Below are 21,951 nucleotides of genomic sequence, written 5' to 3' on the forward strand. Positions count from 1 at the left end.
GGCGGCCATAGCGAGAGGGAAACGCCCGGTCACATTCCGAACCCGGAAGCTAAGACTCTCAGCGCCGATGGTACTGCAAGGGGGACCTTGTGGGAGAGTAGGACACCGCCGGACTTACTTCACAAAATGGCCACCCAGCAATGGGTGGCCATTTTGCTTTAACATCACCAACAGAGGAGCTGCCATGACGGAGCCGGACGACGAGAAGCGCCAGGGCGGCAAGACGCCGCACACGCCTCGACAGGGTGGCGACAAGCGACCCTTCGAGCCACGACGCGACAAGAGCTCGCGGCCGGACCGCGGTTCCCGTCCGGAGCGATCCGGTGGGCAGCGCCCCGATCGCGGCGGACGGCCGTCGTCCGGGGGACCGGGGGAGCGTCGGCTCTGGACCAAGGACGGCAAGCCGGCCCGCAACGACAAGGGCGCTCAGCGCCCGGAGCGGCCGCCGATGACCGAAGAGGAGCTGCGCGCCCGCGAGCTGCGTTCGGTGCGGACTCGGCACGACGATCCGCTGATTCCAGATGACGTGACGCCGCGCGACCTGGACAAGGTCGCGCGCAACGAACTGAAGACGCTCAACAAGGAGAACGCCGACGAGGTCGCGCGGCACCTGGTGATGACCGCTCGATTGATCGACGAGGATCCCGAGCTCGCTCACCAGCATGCGGTGTCGGCCTCGCGCAGGGCGGGACGAATCGGGGTGGTGCGCGAGACGCTCGCCATCACGGCGTACCGCACGGGAGACTTCGCTCTCGCGCTGCGGGAGCTTCGCACCTACCGCCGGATCACCGGCTCCAACGAGCAGCTGGCACTGATGATCGACAGCGAGCGGGGGATGGAGCGGCCCGAACGCGCGCTCGAGGCCGGCCGTTCGGTGGAGCGCTCGACTCTCTCCGTGCCCACGCAGGTATCGGTGGCGATCGCCATGTCGGGCGCCCGGCTCGACCTCGGCCAGACGGAGGCGGCCCTCACGGAGCTGGAGATCCCGCAGCTGAACCCGGACGTGGCCTATTCGTACAGCCCAGATCTGTTCGACGCCTACGCCGAGGTGCTCGAGGAGCTCGGTCACGACGCCGAGGCCGCGACCTGGCGCGAGCGCGCCCAGCGTGCGGACGCGGCCCTGAACGGCGAGGCCGACGACGAGATCGAAGTGTTCGAGGTGGAGGACCTGGAAGACGAGGGTCTCGAGATCGACGATGATGACGAGGAGAACGCAGCCGGTGGGCCTGTTCCGAGCGAAGAAGACTGACACCGTGGATCCGCTCGAGGGGATCGACGCCGTTCTCGCGGATCTCGACGGGGTGGTCTACGCCGGCCCGAACCCGATTCCGCACGCCGTGGAGGCTTTGTCGCAGGTTCGCGCCCAGGGGTTGCGCACCGGGTACATCACGAACAACGCCTCGCGTACCGACGCTCAGGTGGCGGAACACCTCAGCAGCTTCGGCCTGACCGTGGCGCCGGAAGACGTGGTGACCTCGCCGCAGGCGGCCATGCGCGTGCTCGGCACGCTCGTCGAGCCCGGCTCCACCGTTCTCGTGGTCGGCGGCATCGGGCTCGTGAGCGAACTGGAGAAGGCCGGGTACGTGGTGACCCGATCCGCCGACGACAAGCCGGCCGCCGTGTCGCAGGGCTTCGCACCCGACGTGGGCTGGACCCAGCTCGCCGAGGCCGCGTTCGCCCTGAGTGACCCCGCCGTGCACTGGGTGGCCACGAACACCGACTGGACCATCCCGGTTGCCCGCGGCATCGCCCCGGGCAACGGCACGCTGGTCTCGGCTGTGCATACCGCGGTGGGGCGGCTCCCGGTGGTCGCCGGCAAGCCCGAGAAGACGATCTTCGAGGTCGCGACCGCGCGCTTCGGTGCGTCGAATCCGGCGTTCATCGGCGACCGGCTCGATACCGACACCATGGGGGCCAAGCGCGCGGGACTGCGCGCCATCCACGTGCTGACCGGCATCGACCGGGCGAAGCAGGTGCTGGCCGCCCCGAAGGACTCTCGGCCCGACTTCATCCTCGAAGACCTGCGGCAGCTGTTCGAACCGTACCCGGCGACCCAGCGGTCGAAGGACGGCTCGGAGACCTCGGTGGGCGCCTCGGTGGTGCGGATGAGCGGCTACGTCGTGCGGGTGGTGAAGGCCGGCGACTCGTCGACCGATCTGCTGCGCGCCGGCTCGGCGGCCATCTGGGACTCGGGTCTGTCGATCCACGCGCTCGACGTCGATCCGGCGCTCTACAGCTGAGCGGGATGCGGTGCCGGCCGACGGTCGCGCCGGGTGTCCGGGGTACGCTGGAACAGTGGACACGGATGCGATCGAGACGGAGGGGGCCGGTGCCGACGACGCCCTGCTCCCGCGGCTCCGCGTGATCGAACAGCAGCCCCTGGACCAGCGCGCGACGGCCTACGCCCAGGTGCACGACGAGCTGAAGGCCCGCCTCGAGGGCGGAGACACCTCGCCGTCGGATGGGTAGCGCCGATGGGTAGCACCCGGCTCGACGCCGTCGTGGCGGCGCGCGGTTTGGCGCGGTCGCGCACGCACGCGGCCCGGCTGATCGCCAACGGCTACGTGCGTGTGGACGGCGTGAACGTCGTGAAGGCCTCGTTCCCCGTCGAGGAGGCGCAAGAGGTGACGGTCGACTCGGTCGACCGGTACGTGAGCCGTGGCGCGCACAAGCTGATCGCCGCGCTCGACGCCTTTCCGCAGGTGCGGGTGACCGATGCGCTCGCGCTCGACGCGGGGGCCTCCACCGGCGGCTTCACCCAGGTGCTGCTGGAGCGCGGCGCGCGCCGGGTGATCGCCGCCGACGTGGGGCACGGTCAGCTCGATCCGATCATCGAGCGCGACCCGCGGGTTGTGGCGGTGGAGGGGTTCAACCTGCGCTACGCGACCGCCCAGACGTTGGCCGGGGCATCCGGAGTCGCGGATCCGGTCGATCTGGTGGTGGCCGACCTGTCGTTCATCTCGCTCGGGCTGGTGCTCGCACCGCTGCAGACCGTGGCGAAACCCGAAGCCGACTTCGTGCTGCTGATCAAGCCGCAGTTCGAGGTGGGGCGCACGGGCATCAAAGAGGGCATCGTGCGCAACGCCGACCTCCGCTCCGATGCGGTGACGAACGTCTTGTGGGCGGCGTACGATCTGGGGTTGTCCACAGGCGGGATCATCCCGTCCCCCATTGCGGGGAACGCGGGCAATCTCGAGTACCTGGTCTGGTTCAATCGGGAAGCCGGATCGCATCCGACAGAATGGTTGGACCGAGTGGCCGAGATGACAGGAGCGTGACGCGTGCCGTCTGAGCGATACATGCTGGTGGTGCTGCACACCGGCCGCCGCGACTCCGTGCTCGCCGCCCAGAGCGTCTGCCGGCAGCTGCGCGACGCCGGGGTGACGCCCGTCGTGGCGCCCTTCGACGACGACGACAATGCCGAGGTGCTGGCCGAGCTGGGCGAGATCGTGTTGCTCGGCGAGGGTGTGTCGATGTTCGACCTCGAGCTCGTGATCGTGCTGGGAGGCGACGGAACCATCTTGCGCGCCGCCGAGATCGTGCGCGGATCCGCCGTTCCGCTGCTCGGGGTGAATCTCGGGCATGTCGGCTTCCTCGCCGAGAGCGACCGGGAAGACCTGGCCGAGACCGTGAACCGCGCGCTGGCACGGGACTACGAGGTGGAAGAGCGGATGACGCTTTCGGTGCGGGTGAAGGTGGGCGACGAGGTCGTCTACGAGAGCTGGGCGCTGAACGAGGCCACGGTCGAGAAGGCCAGCCGCGAGCGGATGCTCGAAGTGGTGGTGGAGGTCGACGGCCGGCCGCTCTCCAGCTTCGGCTGCGACGGAGTGGTGATGTCGACGCCCACCGGGTCGACCGCCTACTCGTTCTCAGCCGGGGGACCGGTGGTGTGGCCGAGTCTGGACGCACTGCTGATGGTGCCGCTCAGCCCGCACGCGCTGTTCGCCCGCCCGCTGGTGGTGGGGCCGGAATCCGCCCTCGCGGTGGAGGTGCTCGACCGTACCCAGGGCGGCGCCGTGCTCTGGAGCGACGGCCGGCGGATGTGGGACCTGCCTAAGGGTGCCCGAGTAGTGGTGCGGCGTTCGCCGACCCCCGTGCGGCTGGCGCGACTGCATCGGGCGCCGTTCACCGATCGCCTGGTGCGCAAATTCAACCTGCCCGTGAACGGGTGGAGAGGGCCGAGCGACCGTGATTGAGGAACTCTCCATCCGCGACCTCGGGGTGATCGGCGAGGCCGTGCTGCCGCTCGGCCCCGGCTTCACCGCCGTGACCGGCGAGACCGGCGCGGGCAAGACCATGGTCGTCTCCGCGCTCGGCCTGCTGTTCGGTGAGCGAGGCGACTCGGGGTCGATCCGTTCGGGTGCGGCTCAGGCCTGGGTCGAAGGACGCCTGCTGGTCGACGCCGGGGGCGACGTGGCCGAGCGCGTGCGCGAGGCCGGGGGAGACCTCGACGCCGACGGATCGGCCGGCGGAACGGGGGAGCTCATCCTCTCGCGCTCGGTGGCGGTGGAGGGACGCAGCCGCGCCGTCGTGGGTGGCCGCTCGGCACCGATCAGCGTGTTGTCGGAACTCGGCGCGTCACTGATCGTGGTGCACGGGCAGTCGGATCAGCTGCGCCTGAAGGGGCAGTCGGCCCAGCGCGGAGCCCTCGACAGCTTCGCCGGCGCCGAACTCGCGGCCCGGCTGAGCGAGTACCGCAGCCTGTACGAGTCGTGGCAGGCGCACGCCTCCGAGATCGAGGTGCTCGTCACCGAGCGAGCCGCGCGCATCCGCGAGGCCGAGCAGCTGCGGGCCGCGATCGACGAGATCAGCGCGGTGGCGCCCGTCGACGGGGAAGACGAGGAGCTGGCGGAGCTCGCCGGCCGCCTCACGAACCTCGAAGACCTGCGACTGGCCTCGGCCGAGGCGCGCGAGAACATCTCGAGCGAGACCGGCGAGCTGCCCGACACCATCGGGCTGATCGACGCCGCCCGGCGCAGCCTCGAGCGCGTGGCCCACCATGACACCGCTCTCGCACCGATCGTGGAGGCGCTCGCGAACGCGAGCTTCATCGTCTCGGACATCTCGACGCAGCTTTCGAGCTACTCGGCGGCACTCGAGACCGACGAGGTGGGCCGGCTCGACCAGGTGCAGGATCGCCGCGCCGACCTCACCGCGCTGATGCGCAAGTACGGCACGACTCTCGCCGAGGTGATCGCCTACGCGGCCGATGCCGAGCCGCGGCTGCTGGAGCTCGACTCGGACTCCGACCGGATCGAGCAGCTCACCTCGTTGGTCGACGACGAGCTCGCCGAACTGAACCGCCTGGCCGACGACGTCAGCGCTCTGCGGCGTGCGGCCGCCGGCACCCTCGCCGACGCGGTGACCGAGGAACTCGGCGCGCTTGCGATGCCGAACGCGAAGCTCGTGGTCGACGTGCAGCCGCGAGACGAGCTGGGCACGACCGGGCGCGACCTGGTGCAGTTCTTGCTGCGCCCGCACGAGGGCAGCGAACCGCGGCCCCTCAACAAGGGCGCCTCCGGTGGTGAGCTCTCGCGGGTGATGCTCGCGATCGAAGTCGTGCTGGCCAGCGCCGACCCGGTGCCCACGTTCGTGTTCGACGAGGTGGATGCGGGTGTGGGCGGCGCCTCGGCCATCGAGATCGGGCGCCGGCTTGCAGTGCTCGCCCGCACCTCCCAGGTGGTCGTGGTGACCCACCTGGCCCAGGTGGCGGCCTTCGCGACCAACCATCTGCGGGTCGAGAAAGACCAGGACGGTCCGGTGACGGCATCCAATGTCGTCAAGCTCGACGGGGAGCACCGGCTGGCCGAGATGGCACGCCTGCTCTCGGGTCTGCCCGACTCCGAATCCGGTCTCGCCCACGCGGCCGAACTGCTCGCTACAGCCCAGAGTCTCGCTGTGTCACACTGATACGAATTCGGGGGCTGAGGGGCGGGTTCGAGCGTGGCACGGTTGACGAACAAGGAGCTGGCCGAGCTGGTCGAGCAGCTCCAGGCCGAGAACGAGCAGCTGCGCGCGGCGGCCCGCGCGGAGGCCGACACCGTCGAGATCGAGTCGGCTGACGACTCCGCACCGCGAGTGAAGCGGCGGCGCGGCCGGCAGCGGGGCCGCACCGTGGCATCCGTCGCCCTCGTCGTGATCGGGCTCGTGCTCGCACCGGTGGCGCTTGCCGGGAACTGGGCGCAGGGTCAGCTCGCCGACACGGACACGTTCGTGGCGACCTACGGGCCGCTGGCACAGGATCCCGCGGTGAAGGCTTTTCTCGTCGACGAAGTGATGACCGTGGTGAACGAGCAGGTCGACTTCCAGCAGTCGACCAGCGACGTGTTCGACGCCGTGAACGAGCTGGGTCTGCCGCCGACGGCCGCCGCGGCACTGAACGCCCTCAAGCAGCCTGCCGCCCTCGGCCTCCAATCGCTCGCGACCTCGGTGGTGACGCAATTCATCGATTCGCAGGCCTTCGAAGACATCTGGGCGCAGACCCTGCGGCTGACCCATCAGCAGCTGATCGCCGCGATGACGAACGACCCGGGCAGCGCGCTGCGGATCTCCTCGACAGGGGAGCTGACCATCCAGCTCGGGCCGGTGATCGACGCCGTGAAGGGCGCGATGGTGGCGCAGGGGCTCGGGTTCGCCGAAGCGATCCCGTCGGTCGACATCGGAGTGACCGTGGCGAAGTCGTCGAGCCTCAGTCAGCTGACGCTGATCTACGGGCTCTCGGTGAGCATCGGGCAGTGGCTGCCGCTGGTGGCGCTGCTGTTCCTGGTGGCGGGCGTGGTGGTGGCCAAGCGCCGCACCGTGACGCTGTTCTGGACGGGACTCGCGCTCGGCGTGGTGATGGTGCTGATGGGGATCGCTCTGCGGGTCGGGCAGGTGATCGTGGTGGCCTCGACGGCGCAGTACGTGCCGGGGCCCGCCATGGCGGCGATCTACGACGGGGTCACCTCACTGATCGCCTCGTCGATCGTGGCGCTGGCCGTGCTCGGGTTCACCGTGATGCTGATCAGCTGGGCGCTCGGGCCGTGGCGGCCGGCGCCGGCCGTGCGCTCGGCCTTCGTCGAGGGAGCCAACCGGCTGCGGCGGGCGGGGGACCAGCGGGGGATCTCCACCGGGTCGTTCGGGCGGTTCCTCGGGCGGCAGCGGGTGCTGATCCAGGTGCTGATCGGGCTCGGTGCGGCGGCGCTGATCGTGTTCATCCGGCCGCTGAGCACCGCGCAGATCATCTGGACCGCGGTGGTAGCGCTGCTGCTCCTGCTGGTGGTCGAGGTGCTGCAACGGCCTCCGCTGCCGGCGATCGTCGCGCTCGACGACGAACTCTCCGGCTCGTCCGATGACGAGCATCCCGATACGGCTGATAGGGTGGAACTCCGTGGATGACGCTGATTACACGGACAAGACGAACGACACGACAATGACGAAGCACATCTTCGTCACGGGGGGTGTCGTCTCCTCTCTCGGCAAGGGCCTCACCGCCGCCAGCCTGGGAAATCTGCTGACGGCGCGCGGCCTCAAGGTGGTCATGCAGAAGCTCGATCCCTACCTGAACGTCGACCCGGGAACGATGAACCCGTTCCAGCACGGCGAGGTGTTCGTGACCGACGACGGCGCCGAGACAGACCTCGACATCGGGCACTACGAGCGCTTCCTCGACATCAACCTGAACCAGGCCGCGAACGTGACCACGGGGCAGATCTACTCCAGCGTGATCGCCAAGGAGCGCCGCGGCGAGTACCTCGGCGACACCGTGCAGGTCATCCCGCACATCACCGACGAGATCAAGCGCCGGATGCGGCTGCAGGCGCACGACGCCTCGCGCCCCGACGTCATCATCACCGAGATCGGCGGCACCGTCGGCGACATCGAGTCGCAGCCGTTCATCGAGTCGGCTCGCCAGGTGCGCCACGAGCTGGGGCGCAAGAACGTGTTCTTCGTGCACGTCTCGCTGGTGCCCTTCATGAACGCCTCGGGCGAGCAGAAGACCAAGCCCACGCAGCACTCCGTGGCCGCGCTCCGCTCCATTGGCATCCAGCCGGATGCTCTGGTGCTGCGCAGCGACCGGCCCGTCTCCGAGGGCAACAAGCGCAAGATCGCGCTGATGTGCGACGTCGACGAGCAGGCCGTCGTGAACGCCATCGACGTGCCCTCGATCTACGACATCCCGACCATGCTGCACGAGCAGGGGCTCGACGACTACATCGTCGACCACCTCGAGCTGCGCGAGAAGGCCGGCGACGTGGACTGGTCGGGCTGGCAGCCGCTTCTGGACGCCGTGCACGAGCCCAAGCATGAGGTGACCATCGGGCTGGTGGGCAAGTACATCGATCTGCCCGACGCCTACCTCTCGGTGACCGAGGCGCTGCGCGCCGGCGGGTTCGCGCACCGGTCGAAGGTGACGATCAAGTGGATCCCGTCCGACGAGTGCGAGACGCCCGAGGGCGCCGCGCGCGAACTCGGCGACGTGGACGGCATCTGCGTTCCCGGCGGATTCGGCGTGCGCGGCATCGAGGGCAAGCTCGGCGCGCTGCGCTTCGCCCGCGAGAACAAGATCCCCGCGCTCGGCCTCTGCCTCGGCCTGCAGTGCATGGTGGTGGAATACGCCCGCAACGTGACCGGGCTGCCCGGCGCCTCCTCGAGCGAGTTCGACCCCGACACCGAGTTCCCCGTGATCGCCACCATGGCCGAGCAGGTCGACATCATCGCCGGGGGAGACCTCGGCGGCACCATGCGACTGGGGCTCTACGAGGCCGTGCTCGCCGACGGGTCGATCGCGGCCGAGGTGTACGGCGCATCCGTCGCCTCCGAGCGTCACCGCCACCGCTACGAGGTGAACAACCGCTACCGCGAGCAGATCGCCGAGTCGGGCCTGTGGTTCTCGGGGCTGTCGCCGAACGGGCACCTCGTCGAGTACGTCGAGCTGCCGCGCGAGGTGCACCCGTACTACATCGCCACCCAGGCGCACCCGGAGCTGCGCTCGCGGCCCAGCCGGCCGCATCCGCTGTTCGCCGGCCTCGTCGGAGCCTCGCTGGAACGCCAGGAGGCGACCCGGCTGTTCCCGGTGCAGGACGCGGACGCCTGAGGATCCGGATGACTTCTGCCTCTGTGCCCGGTGAGCCCGAGCTGCTCGCCGACTCGCCTGCGCCCGTGGAGGTCTCCTCGAGCGAGGTGATGTTCGACGGGTACGTGTGGGACGTGCGCCGGGAGACCTTCGCGTACGGCGAGGAGACGCTGCGGCGCGACTTCGTGGATCATCCGGGCGCCGTCGCGATCTTCGCGCTGGACGACGAGGACCGGGTGCTGCTGATCAAGCAGTACCGGCATCCGGTGCGCCGGCGCGAATGGGAGCCGCCGGCGGGGCTGCTCGACATGGAGAACGAGTCACCGCTGGAGGCCGCCAAGCGGGAGCTGGCCGAGGAGGCCGATCTCGAGGCGTCGTCGTGGCATGTGCTGAGCGATTACCTGACGACGCCCGGGGGCAACAACGAGGCGATCCGGATCTTCTTGGCCCGGGGCGTGCGCGCCACCGGCTCGGTGTTCGAGCGCGAGGGCGAAGAGGCCGACATGGAGCTGCGCTGGGTGCCGCTCGGCGAGGTCGTGGATGCCGTGCTGGCGAGCCGGGTGCAGAACCCGTCGCTGGTGATCGGGGCGCTCGCGGCCGAGGCGTCGCGTTCGCGGGGCTGGGCGACGTTGCGGCCGGCGGATTCGCCGTGGACCGCGCATCCGCTGCACCGCGGCGACGCCGGATAGCACGGTGAGCGACGCCGACGCCCTCGCCGGGGGCGGCGACTCCGACGGGGTGGCCGGGGCCGACGCGGTCGGCGCCGACATGGTCGCCGAGGCTTCTGCCCGGGAGGCGGCGGATCGGGATGCGCTGGAGCGGGCGGTCGACGGATTCCTCCGGCACGTGACGGTGGAACGGGGACTCGCGGCGAACACCGTGGCGGCGTACCGGCGCGATCTCGGGCGGTACTCGGAATGGCTTCGCGAGCACGGCATCCGGGACGCCGCCGCTGTGGCCGAGCGCGATGTGAGCGCGTTCACCCAGGACACCCGCGGGGAGGGCGGGGCTTCGCTGAGCGCGGCGTCGGTGGCGCGCATCCTGTCGACGGTGCGGAGCTTTCACCGGTACCTCGCCGAAGAGGGGATCGTGGAGGTGGATGTCGCCCATGAGGTGAAGCCGCCGAAGCTCGCGCTGCGGCTGCCCAAGGCGATCACGATCGCCGAAATGGAGCGGCTGCTGACGGCGACCGGGGGAGACGACCCGGTGGCGCTGCGGGATCGCGCGCTGCTCGAGCTGCTCTACGCGACCGGGGCACGGATCTCGGAGGTCGTCGACCTCAACGTCGACGACGTGCAGGACGGCGACATGCTGCGGGTGACCGGCAAGGGCAGCAAACAGCGGATCGTGCCCGTGGGCAGCTTCGCACGTGTGGCACTCGACGCGTACCTCGTGCGAGTGCGCCCGCTGTTCTCGCCGCGGGGGAAGGCGACCCCGGCGCTGTTCCTGGGCATCCGGGGGCAGCGATTGAGCCGGCAGGGAGCATGGCTTGTGATCCAGGCCGCGGCTTCCCGGGCGGGGCTCACCACGCACATCTCGCCGCACACCTTCCGGCACTCCTTCGCCACCCACCTGCTGCAGGGCGGGGCGGATGTGCGGGTGGTGCAAGACCTGCTCGGCCACTCCTCGGTGGCCACCACCCAGCTCTACACCCACGTCACCGCCGACACCCTGATCGACGTGTACCAGTCCTCGCACCCCCGCGCCCGCTGAATCACCGTGTGACAACGCTGTGAGCCAGCCGGACGGCCGGTACAATCGATCAAGCCCGCCGGGATGGCGGACAGGAACGAGGAGAGCTTCGGTGCCGACCAGGAACACCAGAACGGCTAAGAAGAACACCCAGGTGGACGAGCTGACCGGCCTCGACCTGCCGAAGATGGGCCCCACCGGGCGGCCTGTGACCGAGTTCCCGGTACCCGCACCGTTGTCGTCGCACGGTCCGGCGCGCATCATCTCGCTCTGCAACCAGAAGGGCGGCGTGGGCAAGACCACCACGAGCGTCAACGTGGGGGCGGCGCTCGCCGAGTACGGCCGGCGCGTTCTGGCCATCGACTTCGACCCGCAGGGCGCGCTCTCCGCCGGGCTCGGCGTGCTGACCCACGACGCCCCGACCATCTACGACCTGCTCCTCGGTTCGATCAAAGACCCGGCCGAGGCCATCCAGCACACGAGCGTTCCGGGGCTGGACATCATCCCGGCCAACATCGACCTCTCGGCCGCCGAGGTGCACCTGGTGAGCGAGGTGGCGCGCGAGTCGATCCTGGCTCGTGTGCTGCGCAAGGTCAGCGACCAGTACGACGTCATCCTGATCGACTGCCAGCCCTCGCTCGGGCTGCTGACCGTGAACGCGCTCACCGCGAGCCACGGCGTGCTCATCCCGCTGGAGTGCGAGTACTTCGCGCTGCGCGGCGTGGCCCTGCTGGTGGAGACCATCGACAAGGTGCGCGACCGGCTGAACCCCGCCATCCAGCTCGACGGCATCCTCGCCACGATGTACGACCCGCGCACCCTGCACTCGCGCGAGGTGCTCGAGCGCGTGGTGGAGACCTTCGGCGACAAGGTGTTCGAGACCGTGATCGGCCGCACCGTGAAGTTCCCGGACGCGACGGTGGCGGGCAAGCCCATCACCCAGTTCGCGCCCGAGCACTCCTCGGCGAAGGCCTACAAGCAGCTGGCCAGAGAACTGGTCGCCCGTGGCGCGATCGCCTGAGCGGATGACGGCGGGGCCGGGCCTCGCCGCCGTGGTGGCGGAGCCTCCGGGGGAGGCGGCGCCGGGCTTTTCGCTGAGCCTGGACAACTTCGAGGGCCCCTTCGACCTGCTGCTCTCGCTGATCACGAAGCACGAGCTCGACATCACCGACATCTCGCTCAGCCGGGTGACGGACGAGTTCATCTCGTACCTCAAGGGCCTGGACTCGGCCGAGGAGCTGGACCGGGCATCCGAATTCCTGGTGGTGGCGGCGACGCTGCTCGACCTCAAGATCGTGGGGCTGCTGCCGCAGGGTGAGCTCGTCGACGCCGAAGACGTGGCGCTGCTCGAGGCGCGCGACCTGCTGTTCGCGCGGCTGCTGCAGTATCGGGCGTTCAAGATCGTGTCGTCGTGGCTCGCCGAGCACTTCGACGCGGAGTCGACGCGGCGGCCTCGCTCGGTGCGGCTCGAGGAGAAGTACCGGCAGCACACGCCGGAGCTCGTGTGGACGCTGACGGCCGACGACTTCGCGGCGCTCGCCGCATTCGCGCTGGCGCCGCGCGAGGTTCCCACGGTGGGGCTGGAGCATCTGCACGCCCCGCTGGTCAGCATCCGGGAGCAGGCCGCGCACGTGGTGACGCTGCTTCGCTCGGCGGGGGCGGCAGGGACGATCGTGTCGTTCCGGCACCTGATCGCCGGCATCGACGAGAAGGGCGTGGTGATCGCGCGTTTTCTCGCCGTGCTCGAGCTGTATCGGCGCGCCGCGATCTCGTTCGAGCAGCTCGAGCCGCTCGGGGAGCTGACGCTGAGCTGGACCGCCGAGAACTGGAGCGAAGACGACCTCGCCAACCTGGGAGCTGATTATGACAACTGAGGCGGATGTGACGGAACAGCCGGATGTGACGGATCAGCTCGACGGGATCGAGCCCGAGGTGCACGCTCCGGCGGCGATCGACGTCGACCGGGCGCTGGAAGCGATCTTCATGGTGGCCGACGAACCGCAGAGCCTCGTGTCGCTCGCCACCGCGCTGTCGCGGCCCGTGCCCGTGGTGCGTCAGGGCATCGAGCGCCTGGTCGAGGACTACGACGGGATCGCGCCGGGCAGCGTGCGGCGCGGCTTCGAGCTGCGCGAGGTGGCCGGCGGATGGCGGCTCTACGTGCGAGGCGAGTGGGACCAGCTGGTGCGCGACTTCGTGCTCACCCAGAACCCCTCCAAGCTCTCGCAGGCCGCCCTCGAGACGCTCTCGGTGATCGCCTACAAGCAGCCGATCAGCCGGGGGGCCGTGGCGAGCATCCGTGCCGTCAACGTCGACTCCGTGGTGCGCACGCTGCTCAGCCGGGGCCTGATCACCGAGGTCTCCACGCAGGCCGAGACCGGCGCCATCCTGTACGGCACGACCGAGCTGCTGCTTCTGCAACTCGGTATCAACTCGCTCGACGAACTACCCAAGATCTCTCCGCTGCTGGACGACGGCAGCGAGGGATTCGATGAGATCGGACTGACCTGATGACCCCCTTCGAGATTCCCCCGTGGGACGACAACGCCCCCGCCGAGACGGCCCTGCCCGATGGTGTGCGCCTGCAGAAGGTGATGGCCGCGGCCGGGGTGGCCTCGCGCCGCGTCTCCGAGCAGCTGATCGAGGCCGGCCGGGTGTCGGTGAACGGCGAGATCGTGACCGAGCTCGGCCGCCGCATCGACCCCGAGAACGACCTCGTCTCCGTTGACGGCGGCGCCGTGCAGCTGGACCCGACGAAGCGCTACGTGATGCTCAACAAGCCCGTCGGCATCGTGAGCTCGCTCGCCGACCAGCACGGCCGGCCCGACCTGCAGCGCTACACGAAGCAGTTCGAGGAGCGGCTGTTCAACGTGGGCCGGCTGGATGCCGAGACCAGCGGGCTGCTCATCCTCACCAACGACGGCGACCTCGCACACGTGCTCGCGCATCCGTCGTTCGGCGTGCTGAAGACCTACATCGCGAAGGTCGAGGGGCGGGTGACCCCGCAGACCCTCGCCACCTTGAGCAAGGGCGTCGATCTCGAAGACGGGCCGATCGCCGCCGACAAGGCGCGACTGCTCGACGTGGAGAGCGAGCACTCGATCGTGGAGGTGACCCTGCACTCGGGGCGCAACCGCATCGTGCGCCGGATGCTGGACGCCGTGGGGCATCCGGTGGTCGACCTGGTGCGCCGCTCGTTCGGGCCGCTGAACCTCGGCACGCTCAAGGCGGGCGGGATGCGCGAGTTGACTAAGGTGGAACTCGGCCAGCTGCTGACCCTCTCGCGCGACGCGAAGGGGGAGGGCCGGGCCGGGGACGAGACCGCCGGCGCCGATTCCGCGGTCGCCGATCCCGAGGAGTGAGTGTGGTGGAGAGCCGTCTGACCGGCCCCGTGCGGATCGTGGGCGTGGGACTGCTCGGCACCAGCATCGCGCTGGGGCTGCGGGCGCGCGGGGTCGACGTCATCCTCTCGGATTCGTCACCGACCAACGTGAGCATCGCCGTGGACTACGGCGCCGGGCGACACGCGGGCGACGCCGACGAACCGCAGATCGTGGTGGTGTGCGTGCCGCCGGACGTGACCGCCTCGGTGATCGTGCGCGAGCTCTCGGCCTACCCGCGCGCCGTGGTGACGGATGTGGCGAGCGTGAAGCAGCCGATCCTCGACGCCGTGCGCGCGGCGGGTGGCGATCTGTCGCGCTACGTGGGATCGCATCCGCTCGCCGGACGGGAGAAGGGCGGGCCCATGTCGGGCCGCGCCGACCTGTTTCTGGGGCGCCCCTGGGTGGTGGCCGGGCATCCGGACATCTCGTACCAGACCGCCTCGGCCGTCGACGACCTGATCCTCGACCTCGGCGCCGTGCTGGTGGAGATGACCGCCGCGGAGCACGACTCGAGCGTGGCCCTGGTGTCGCACGCACCGCAGGTGATCTCGACGCTGATGGCACGCCGGCTGACGGATGCCTCGGAAGCGGCCGTGGGACTGGCCGGAGGCGGCGTGCGCGACGTGACCCGGGTGGCGGCGAGCGACCCGGCGCTCTGGGTGCAGATCCTCGGCGCCAATGCGGCCCCGACCGCCGCTGTTCTGCGCGGGGTGCGCGACGACCTCGACGCCGTGATCGCGGCGCTGGACGAGAGTGCCACCTCGGATTCGTCGTGGCGGCGCAGCCTCGCCGAGATGCTCGTCGGCGGCAACGCCGGCGTGGCACGACTGCCCGGCAAGCACGGTCAGGACAAGCGCTACACGCAGTTCGTCGTGATGGTGGACGACGCCCCGGGCGAGCTGGCGCGGCTGTTCGCCGAGATCGGCGAGGAGGGCGTGAACCTCGAAGACCTGCGCCTGGAGCACTCTCCGGGCGCCCAGATCGGCCTGGCCGAGATCGCCGTGCTGCCCGAGGCGGCCGAACGACTGACCGCGGCCCTGCAGGCCCGGGGATGGAGGATCGCCGGATGACGGCATCGAAAGACGCAGGATCGACCGCCGGGGCCTCCCGCACCATCGGCCCGATCGTGGTGGCCGTGGACGGCCCGGCCGGCAGCGGCAAGTCGAGCGTGTCGCGGGCCGTCGCCCGTGAGCTCGGCTTCGGCTACCTCGATACGGGCGCCTCCTACCGCGCGCTCTCCTGGGATCTGCTGGACCGCGGCATCGACCCGGCCGACGCGGCCGCCGTGCTCGGCGCCGTCGACGACTTCGACCTCGTGATCGGCACCGACCCCGACGACGGCTACGTGGGGGTGGGCGAGACCGACGTCACCACCGCCATCCGCGAGCCGCGCGTCACGGCCGTGGTGAGCCTGGTCGCGCGTATCCCCGAGGTGCGCGAATGGCTGAACGCACGGTTCCGGATGCTCATGCTGACGACCCCGTTCGAGGGCATCGTGGCCGAGGGCCGGGACATCACGACCGTGGTCGCCCCGGATGCTCCGGTGCGCATCCTGCTCACCGCCTCGGAAGAGGCTAGAATGGGCAGGCGTTCGAAGGAACTGACCAGCGAATCGGCAGCCGAAGTCGGCGAGGCGCTTCGCTCTCGTGACAAGGCGGATTCCCGGGTGGTCGACTTCATGAACGCCGCAGACGGTGTCACCACCGTCGATTCCACGGAGCTCGACTTCGACCAGACCGTTGCCGCGGTGGTGGACGTCGTACAAACAGCGAGGACCTCGCATGGCCGATAGCCAGAACACCCCTGATTCCCCGAACATCCCCAATTCGCAGCGGGCGGGCGGAGGCGAGCCGGAAGAAGAGTTCGACGCGCCCGCCGACGACCTCGCGGACCGTCTCGCGAACGTCGACGAAGACCTGGCCGAGCAGCGCGCGGAGACGCTGCGCTCCGGCCTCGCCGACTACGAGCTCGACGACGGAGACCTCGACCTGCTCGAGCTCGCCGAGGAGTACCCCGACGGCGTGTTCTACATGCCCGCCCTGCCGGTGCTCGCGATCGTGGGCCGGCCGAACGTGGGCAAGTCCGCGCTCGTCAACCGCATCCTGGGCCGTCGCGAGGCCGTGGTGGAGGACAAGCCGGGCGTGACCCGCGACCGCGTGGCCTACAAGGCCGAGTGGGCCGGGCGCCGCTTCACGCTGGTGGACACCGGCGGCTGGGAGCCGGACGCCTCCGGCATCAACGCCGCCGTGGCCGCTCAGGCCGAGGTGGCCATCGACCTCGCCGACGTGGTGCTGTTCGTGGTCGACTCCAACGTGGGCGCCACGGCTACCGACGAGCACGTCGTGAAGCTGCTGCGCCGAGCGAACCGGCCCGTGTTCCTCGCGGCGAACAAGGTCGACGACGTGCGGCAGGAGCCCGCGGCATCGGCTCTCTGGTCGCTCGGACTCGGCGAGCCGTACCCCGTCTCGGCCCTGCACGGCCGCGGTGTGGCCGACCTTCTCGACCTCATCATGAAGGACATGCCCGAGGTCTCCAACGTCGCCAAGCAGGAGGTGGGCGGGCCTCGGCGCGTCGCCATCCTGGGCCGGCCGAACGTGGGCAAGAGCTCGCTGCTGAACAAGGCCGCCGGCGAAGAGCGGGTCGTCGTGAACGAGCTCGCGGGCACCACCCGCGACCCGGTCGACGAGCAGATCGAGCTCGGCGGCAAGGTGTGGACCTTCGTCGACACCGCCGGCATCCGCAAGCGCGTGCACCTGCAGCAGGGCGCCGACTTCTACGCGTCGCTGCGCACCTCGGCCGCGCTCGAGAAGGCCGAAGTGGCCGTGGTGGTGCTGGATGTGACCGAGCCGATCTCGGTTCAGGATCTGCGCATCATCGACCTCGTGCTCGAATCCGGGCGCGCTCTCGTGCTGGCCTTCAACAAGTGGGACCTGCTCGACGACGACCGCCGCCGCTACCTCGAGCGCGAGATCGAACAGGATCTGGCGCACGTCACCTGGGCTCCGCGCGTGAACATCTCGGCGCGCACCGGTCGGCACCTGGAGAAGCTGGTTCCGGCGCTCGAGCTCGCGCTCGAGTCGTGGGACACCCGCATCCCGACCGGCAAGTTCAACGCGTTCCTGGCCGAGCTCACGGCAGCGCATCCGCACCCCGTGCGCGGTGGCAAGCAGCCGCGCATCCTGTTCGGAACGCAGGCCGCATCGCGCCCGCCGACCTTCGTGCTGTTCACGACCGGGTTCCTCGACCCGGGCTACCGTCGCTACGTGCAGCGGCGCCTACGCGAGATCTACGGCTTCGAGGGTTCGCCCATCGTGGTGAACATGCGCGTGCGCGAGAAGCGCAAGCGCTAGCCCGGGCGTCTGTCGAGACGTCGCACATGGCCGCTATTCCTTCGGAGTAGCGGCCATTTGCGACTTCTCGATGTGGCCTGGGTCAGGGGAGGAGGTCGGCGCGGTGGAGGAGGCCCGCGGCGCCGATGAGGGGGGCCTCGTCGGCGAGTGCTGAGGGGAAGACCTGCACGCCGGGGATGGTGTCCAGGGGCGCGACCTCGGCGATCGTGGCGCGGATGAGGTCGAAGAGGTCGGGGGTGACCCGCGAGAAGCCGCCGCCGATCGCGACCGCCTCGAGGTCGACGAGCGCGCAGACGGAGGCGATCCCTTCGCCGACCGCGCGGGCGCAGCGTTCCACGGCCCGGCGGGCGAGCGGATCGCCGGACGCGTAGTCGCGGGCGAGGTCTTCGCCGGTCGCACCCGGCCAGCCCCGGCCCTGTGCCCAGGCGACGATGCTCGGACCCGCGGCGATGCCCTCCAACGTGAGAGACAGGTCTCTGCCCTCCCCTTCGCGGGTGTGCAGCTGGATCTGCCCGACGTGCCCGGCGTTGCCCGAACGTCCCCCGGCCAGGCGGCCGTCGATCAGCAGGCCGCCGCCGATGCCGGTGGAGATCACCATGCCCATCGCCGTGCGGTACCCGCGGAGCGAGCCGAGCCAGTGCTCGGCGAGCAGGATGCAGAGGCCGTCCAGACGCAGCACGACCTCGTCGAGCCCGGAGGTGCGCCGCACGAGATCGGCCAGCGGGTACTCGTGCCAGGCCGGGAGGTTCAGGGGCGAGACGGTGCCGCGGTCGAGGTGGATCGGGCCGGCACTGCCGACACCGGCGCCCCGGACGCGGGTGCCCTCGGGCGCGGCGGCCATTGCGGCCTCGATCGCCTCGCCGACGCAGCGCGCGACCGTCTCCCGGTCGTTGGCCGCCCCGGTGGGCCGACGGTGACGGGACCCGTCGAGCATCCGCCCCTCGTGATCGATGAGAGCCGCTTCGACCTTGGTGCCTCCGACGTCGACCGCGAGAACGAGATCGTGGGACGCGGTGAGGTCGGAGTCATTCTGGGCCACGGACCCAGTCTTGCATCGTGGCGGCCGGGGTGCGGGCATCCGCAGGGCATGCCGAAGGCCCCCACGGGATGCGTGGGGGCGTTCGGCCTCGGTCTCAGGCGGCGGGGGCGGGTGCGCGCGGGGCGTCGAGCGAACCCCACGCGGGCCAGCTGGCCATCACATCGGCGATGCGGGCCTCGGCGTCGGTGTCGTCGCCGGCCGTCCACTGCTCGAGCACTCCGACGACGCCACCGGCGATCCAGGCGGCCGCGATTCGGGGATCGACCCCGGCGGCGTAGCCCTGGCTCTGCCAGACGGTGACGGCGACGGAGGCCCGGGACAGGGAGCGTTCAAACAGCTCGCGGCGGAAGCCGGCGTCGACTCGCGTGCCGAACATCATCCGGTACGACGCGCGGTTGTCGCTGATGTGCGCGAGGGCCTGCTGGATGGAGTCGGCGTAGGCCTGCACGATCTCTTCGGGGGAGGGCAGGGACGGCTCGGGCTGTGCGAAATCATCGGGCTGATCGGACACCTCCACGAGATCGTCGAGCATGCGCGCGAACGAATCCGCCGCGAAGGCGAAGATGTCGGCGTAGTGGCCGTAGAAGGTGGTGCGGTGCACACCGGCGGTGCGGCACAGCTCGGAGATGCTGATCTCGGTGAGATCGCGATCGTTCAACAGATCGAACAAGGCGGTCGTCAGTGCTTCGTGGGTTCGGGCCGCTCGGGGTTCGGCCAGGTTGACGGACGCGCCCTGTCGTCGGGTAGGTGCGGGTAAGGCAGGTGACTGGGGCATGCCTAATTATGCAATGCCGAAACTCGGGATTCGCCTAGTTTGGGACTGTCTGTCCTAAACTTTTTCCCGCGAGGTGGGAGAGGGCGCTGCGGGGGCCGTCCGGGTCTTCCCCGCAGCGCGCCTCGAGACTGATTCTATGCATGCGCATTTAGTCGCTTTCGCCGTCCCGGGGCATCCGGAGCAATCCGTTATCGCTCCGTGACTCGCAGCAGGCGTGTCAGCGAGCACTCCCGGAAGGCGCTATCATGGACAAGTTGTCTTGAGCGGTTCGCCGGTTCGGGATGGCAAGCCACGGGCTGTGGCGCAGCTTGGTAGCGCACTTGACTGGGGGTCAGGTGAGTTGGAGCGGCAATATGGCTCGAAAACTAAACAACGGGATGTGGCGCAGCTTGGTAGCGCACTTGACTGGGGGTCAAGGGGTCGCAGGTTCAAATCCTGTCATCCCGACAAAAAGCCCTGGTGAGAGGTAACTTTCACCAGGGCTTCGTCGTTTCTGGATGTGGTCACTGGCTGGTCCACTTGCTCGATCTGCTCGAGCCTTCCGCTGACTAAGTGGACCAATCCCTTTCGAGCTCGTCGCCCGTGGGGTGCACCAATAGGTGCCCATGAGGTGGACCAGAATCCGGGCAGGCCGATGCTCCGGCCCGTTCTGGAAGGGTCGGAGCGGCTGTTCAGCGGTGGTCATAGGTGGGGTCCGTCGCGGCGGATTGGGTCCCTTCTCGTGGGTGCTGCGGAGAGGAACTGGTTGGCCTGTCTGGCGGCTTCGGCGAGGTGCCGGTGGTCGGGGTGCAGGTAGCCCTTGGTGGTCTCGATCGACTGGTGTCCAAGGATCTCTTGGAGCACGTGGAGGGCGATGCCGGCGTCGGCCATCCAGGTTGCTCCGGTGTGGCGGAGCCCGTGGCGGGTGAGGTTGTCGAAGCCGAGCTTTGCCACGAGGTCGTCCCAGTGGGTTGCGTCGCGGACGGTGGCTGTGGTGAGGACTCCGCCGCGTGGCCCCCGCAGGAGCGGGTCGTCGGGCTTCTTGTCTGCGGTGAGACGCCCGAGAATCGGTTCGAGGGCGTCGAGCATCGGGACGGGGCGGTCTCGGCGACCTTTGGTCTGTTTGATGACGAGACCGCCTCTGCCGGGGTAGTGCTGGCGTCTGATCCAAACGATGCGGTTTTCCCAGTCCACGTCACCTGCCCGCAGTCCTGCGACTTCGGAACCGCGGGCTGCCAGGAGGGCGGCGAGCATGACGTGATCGGAGTAGGACTGGTGCACTTCCCCGCAGGCTGCCGCGAGCTTCTGCAACGTCTGGAGGTCTGGGAGCGCGTACTGTCGGAGCGCTCCGGTGGTCTGGGTGACGTTTTTGCCGAGGTTCCGGCGGGCGCGGTGCTTGGCGGGGTTGATGGAGATGAGGTCGTCGCGGACGGCTTCGTCTAGGACCCGGACGAGTGGGGCGATGGAGTTCTTGATGGTCGAGGCGGAGTGCTCCGTCTCCCAGGTGTCGATGGTGCGGTCGATCATTCCGGCGGTGATCTTCGCGACCCGGATGTGCCCGAGCGCTGGCAGTACGCGAAGCCGGAGCCCGGTGTCGTACAGCTCGGCGGTGGAGGTGGGGTCGAGGCCCCGCTGCCACCTCTCGCCGATCGAGGCCGCATAGTCGGCCAGCGTCACGGTGGTGTCGGTGCCGGTTTCGGTCGCCGCCCGCATCTGCTCGAAGAACTCCTCAACCTCCTCCGCAGTTCTTACATGGCTGACACGGCCGACTCGTTTATGAGTTGAGGGATCGGTCCAGCGCACGCGAGCCCGATATCCATCGACGCGGCGCTCGACGTCGGTGGTGAGTTTCACTCCAACCGGCGGCATGCGGCGGTTGCGTGGATCAGCCATGAGCCTGCTCGTTCGCTTTGACCCACGCGCGCACCGATGACGGGTTGTAGCGGGAGATGCCGCCGACCTGGAGAAACGGCGGCCCGACCTTCGCCCTGCGCCAACGCGAGAGCGTTGCCTGGGAGACGTTCAAGAACTCGGCGACGTCCCTGGCACACCACAGCGTTTCGACGTTGCCGATGCCGTCGTCAATCCTCGGTTGGACGTTCATCGTCGAGACTCGCGTAGAACTCATCCTCAGCCGCCTGCCGTTTTGCGACGTCGGCGGTCACGAACGCTTCGAAGTCTGCCGAGCGGTCTGCGAGCACGACATCATCGATCGCGGGTCCGGGTTCCTCGCCGGGCCAGGTGGTCTGCCGAGTGGGGCGATCACGATCCAGGCGGGTCCCAGAAGCGGCAACCCAATCGCGGAGCCGTTGCCGAGTGTCAGCGAAGTCGCGATGCCACCCGAGAGGCGCAGACCCGTTCTGGTCGGGGTCGTAGGCGCACAGCCAATGCAGGTGCAGAGCCGACAGTTCCCACAGCAGTTCAGGGTGTCGGTACCAGAACGGTGGGATCACCGAAGCTGGAAGGCCGTACGTGCGACGGAGCCAGTGCACCCATTGGTCGAGTTCGATCCATTCGGCGCCGGCTTCGTCGGCGGTGAGCAGATTCCAGTTCACCGGATGCGGCGGCTCGGCGATCAGGCCGGTGTCTACCAGGCGATGCTTGTCGTAGTCGTCCTCATTGAGTTGGCGCGGCTCTGGTTCGTCGAACTCGGGAGCCTCGTTGATGTCCTCCATGGCTGT

At 69.3% G+C, this 21,951-nt stretch carries 22 protein-coding genes, 1 tRNA gene and 1 rRNA gene; 19 read left to right on the forward strand and 5 right to left on the reverse strand.

Going from position 1 to position 21,951, the window contains the following annotated elements; genetic code table 11:
• The 18 genes from rrf to der all read left to right on the forward strand — a co-directional run.
• Nucleotides 1-114: ribosomal RNA gene (gene rrf / locus Q0D75_RS05790) — 5S ribosomal RNA — on the forward strand; the annotation flags it as partial.
• A gap of 70 nt (nucleotides 115-184) precedes the next feature.
• Complete coding sequence (locus tag Q0D75_RS05795) at nucleotides 185-1,249, forward strand: hypothetical protein (protein ID WP_291050372.1); 1,065 nt, start codon at nucleotides 185-187, stop codon at nucleotides 1,247-1,249.
• A complete protein-coding gene (locus Q0D75_RS05800; RefSeq protein WP_291050492.1) occupies nucleotides 1,200-2,240 on the forward strand; it encodes an HAD-IIA family hydrolase in 1,041 nt (346 codons plus the stop codon). The genes Q0D75_RS05795 and Q0D75_RS05800 overlap by 50 nt, the downstream gene beginning before the upstream one ends.
• A 55-nt stretch (nucleotides 2,241-2,295) precedes the next feature.
• On the forward strand, nucleotides 2,296-2,469 hold the full coding sequence (locus Q0D75_RS05805) for a hypothetical protein (RefSeq protein WP_291050374.1): 174 nt from the start codon (nucleotides 2,296-2,298) through the stop codon (nucleotides 2,467-2,469).
• 5 nt (nucleotides 2,470-2,474) lie between these two features.
• Complete coding sequence (locus Q0D75_RS05810) at nucleotides 2,475-3,278, forward strand: TlyA family RNA methyltransferase (RefSeq protein WP_291050376.1); 804 nt, start codon at nucleotides 2,475-2,477, stop codon at nucleotides 3,276-3,278.
• A 21-nt stretch (nucleotides 3,279-3,299) separates the two neighbouring features.
• Complete coding sequence (locus Q0D75_RS05815) at nucleotides 3,300-4,196, forward strand: NAD kinase (RefSeq protein ID WP_291050494.1); 897 nt, start codon at nucleotides 3,300-3,302, stop codon at nucleotides 4,194-4,196.
• Entirely contained in the window at nucleotides 4,189-5,910 is a 1,722-nt protein-coding gene (recN, locus tag Q0D75_RS05820) for a DNA repair protein RecN (RefSeq protein ID WP_291050378.1), read from the forward strand. The genes Q0D75_RS05815 and recN overlap by 8 nt, the downstream gene beginning before the upstream one ends.
• A 33-nt stretch (nucleotides 5,911-5,943) precedes the next feature.
• Complete coding sequence (locus Q0D75_RS05825; protein WP_291050380.1) at nucleotides 5,944-7,377, forward strand: hypothetical protein; 1,434 nt, start codon at nucleotides 5,944-5,946, stop codon at nucleotides 7,375-7,377.
• 34 nt (nucleotides 7,378-7,411) lie between these two features.
• On the forward strand, nucleotides 7,412-9,076 hold the full coding sequence (locus tag Q0D75_RS05830) for a CTP synthase (protein ID WP_291050382.1): 1,665 nt from the start codon (nucleotides 7,412-7,414) through the stop codon (nucleotides 9,074-9,076).
• Nucleotides 9,077-9,084: 8 nt separating this feature from the next.
• A complete protein-coding gene (locus Q0D75_RS05835) occupies nucleotides 9,085-9,744 on the forward strand; it encodes an NUDIX hydrolase (protein ID WP_291050384.1) in 660 nt (219 codons plus the stop codon).
• Nucleotides 9,745-9,823: 79 nt separating this feature from the next.
• A complete protein-coding gene (gene xerD / locus Q0D75_RS05840) occupies nucleotides 9,824-10,768 on the forward strand; it encodes a site-specific tyrosine recombinase XerD (RefSeq protein WP_291050496.1) in 945 nt (314 codons plus the stop codon).
• Between the two features lie 166 nt (nucleotides 10,769-10,934).
• Entirely contained in the window at nucleotides 10,935-11,768 is an 834-nt protein-coding gene (locus Q0D75_RS05845) for a ParA family protein (protein ID WP_291050498.1), read from the forward strand.
• Between the two features lie 4 nt (nucleotides 11,769-11,772).
• Nucleotides 11,773-12,621, forward strand: a complete 849-nt coding sequence (locus tag Q0D75_RS05850) for a ScpA family protein (protein ID WP_291050386.1) — start codon at nucleotides 11,773-11,775, stop codon at nucleotides 12,619-12,621.
• Nucleotides 12,611-13,255: an SMC-Scp complex subunit ScpB gene (locus Q0D75_RS05855; RefSeq protein ID WP_291050388.1), complete on the forward strand. Its 645-nt coding sequence runs from the start codon at nucleotides 12,611-12,613 to the stop codon at nucleotides 13,253-13,255. Before Q0D75_RS05850 ends, Q0D75_RS05855 begins: the two co-directional genes overlap by 11 nt.
• A complete protein-coding gene (locus tag Q0D75_RS05860) occupies nucleotides 13,255-14,106 on the forward strand; it encodes a pseudouridine synthase (RefSeq protein ID WP_291050390.1) in 852 nt (283 codons plus the stop codon). The genes Q0D75_RS05855 and Q0D75_RS05860 overlap by 1 nt, the downstream gene beginning before the upstream one ends.
• Nucleotides 14,103-15,197 (forward strand): prephenate dehydrogenase, encoded by a 1,095-nt coding sequence (locus Q0D75_RS05865; RefSeq protein ID WP_291050392.1) that lies wholly within the window; start codon nucleotides 14,103-14,105, stop codon nucleotides 15,195-15,197. The genes Q0D75_RS05860 and Q0D75_RS05865 overlap by 4 nt, the downstream gene beginning before the upstream one ends.
• Complete coding sequence (gene cmk, locus Q0D75_RS05870) at nucleotides 15,194-15,919, forward strand: (d)CMP kinase (RefSeq protein WP_291050394.1); 726 nt, start codon at nucleotides 15,194-15,196, stop codon at nucleotides 15,917-15,919. Before Q0D75_RS05865 ends, cmk begins: the two co-directional genes overlap by 4 nt.
• On the forward strand, nucleotides 15,909-17,477 hold the full coding sequence (gene der / locus Q0D75_RS05875) for a ribosome biogenesis GTPase Der (RefSeq protein WP_291050396.1): 1,569 nt from the start codon (nucleotides 15,909-15,911) through the stop codon (nucleotides 17,475-17,477). Before cmk ends, der begins: the two co-directional genes overlap by 11 nt.
• A gap of 82 nt (nucleotides 17,478-17,559) precedes the next feature.
• On the opposite strand, the gene Q0D75_RS05880 is transcribed toward der, so the two are convergent.
• Entirely contained in the window at nucleotides 17,560-18,516 is a 957-nt protein-coding gene (locus tag Q0D75_RS05880; RefSeq protein ID WP_291050398.1) for an ROK family protein, read from the reverse strand.
• A gap of 94 nt (nucleotides 18,517-18,610) precedes the next feature.
• Nucleotides 18,611-19,174: a TetR/AcrR family transcriptional regulator gene (locus tag Q0D75_RS05885; RefSeq protein WP_291050400.1), complete on the reverse strand. Its 564-nt coding sequence runs from the start codon at nucleotides 19,172-19,174 to the stop codon at nucleotides 18,611-18,613.
• A gap of 490 nt (nucleotides 19,175-19,664) precedes the next feature.
• On the opposite strand from Q0D75_RS05885, the gene Q0D75_RS05890 reads away from it, so the two are divergent.
• A tRNA-Pro gene (locus Q0D75_RS05890) sits at nucleotides 19,665-19,738 on the forward strand.
• Nucleotides 19,739-19,972: 234 nt separating this feature from the next.
• On the opposite strand, the gene Q0D75_RS05895 is transcribed toward Q0D75_RS05890, so the two are convergent.
• Genes Q0D75_RS05895 through Q0D75_RS05905 form a run of 3 tightly spaced genes read right to left on the reverse strand, consistent with a single transcriptional unit; the run spans nucleotide 19,973 to nucleotide 21,945 of the window.
• Nucleotides 19,973-21,163, reverse strand: coding sequence for a tyrosine-type recombinase/integrase (locus tag Q0D75_RS05895; protein WP_167305280.1), 1,191 nt, complete (start codon nucleotides 21,161-21,163; stop codon nucleotides 19,973-19,975).
• Nucleotides 21,156-21,374: a helix-turn-helix domain-containing protein gene (locus Q0D75_RS05900; RefSeq protein WP_159906750.1), complete on the reverse strand. Its 219-nt coding sequence runs from the start codon at nucleotides 21,372-21,374 to the stop codon at nucleotides 21,156-21,158. The genes Q0D75_RS05895 and Q0D75_RS05900 overlap by 8 nt, the downstream gene beginning before the upstream one ends.
• On the reverse strand, nucleotides 21,352-21,945 hold the full coding sequence (locus Q0D75_RS05905) for a hypothetical protein (RefSeq protein ID WP_159906752.1): 594 nt from the start codon (nucleotides 21,943-21,945) through the stop codon (nucleotides 21,352-21,354). Before Q0D75_RS05905 ends, Q0D75_RS05900 begins: the two co-directional genes overlap by 23 nt.
• Nucleotides 21,946-21,951: the final 6 nt, after the last annotated feature.

The organism is Herbiconiux sp. (genome assembly GCF_023264855.1).
In the GTDB taxonomy this organism is placed as follows: domain Bacteria; phylum Actinomycetota; class Actinomycetes; order Actinomycetales; family Microbacteriaceae; genus Herbiconiux.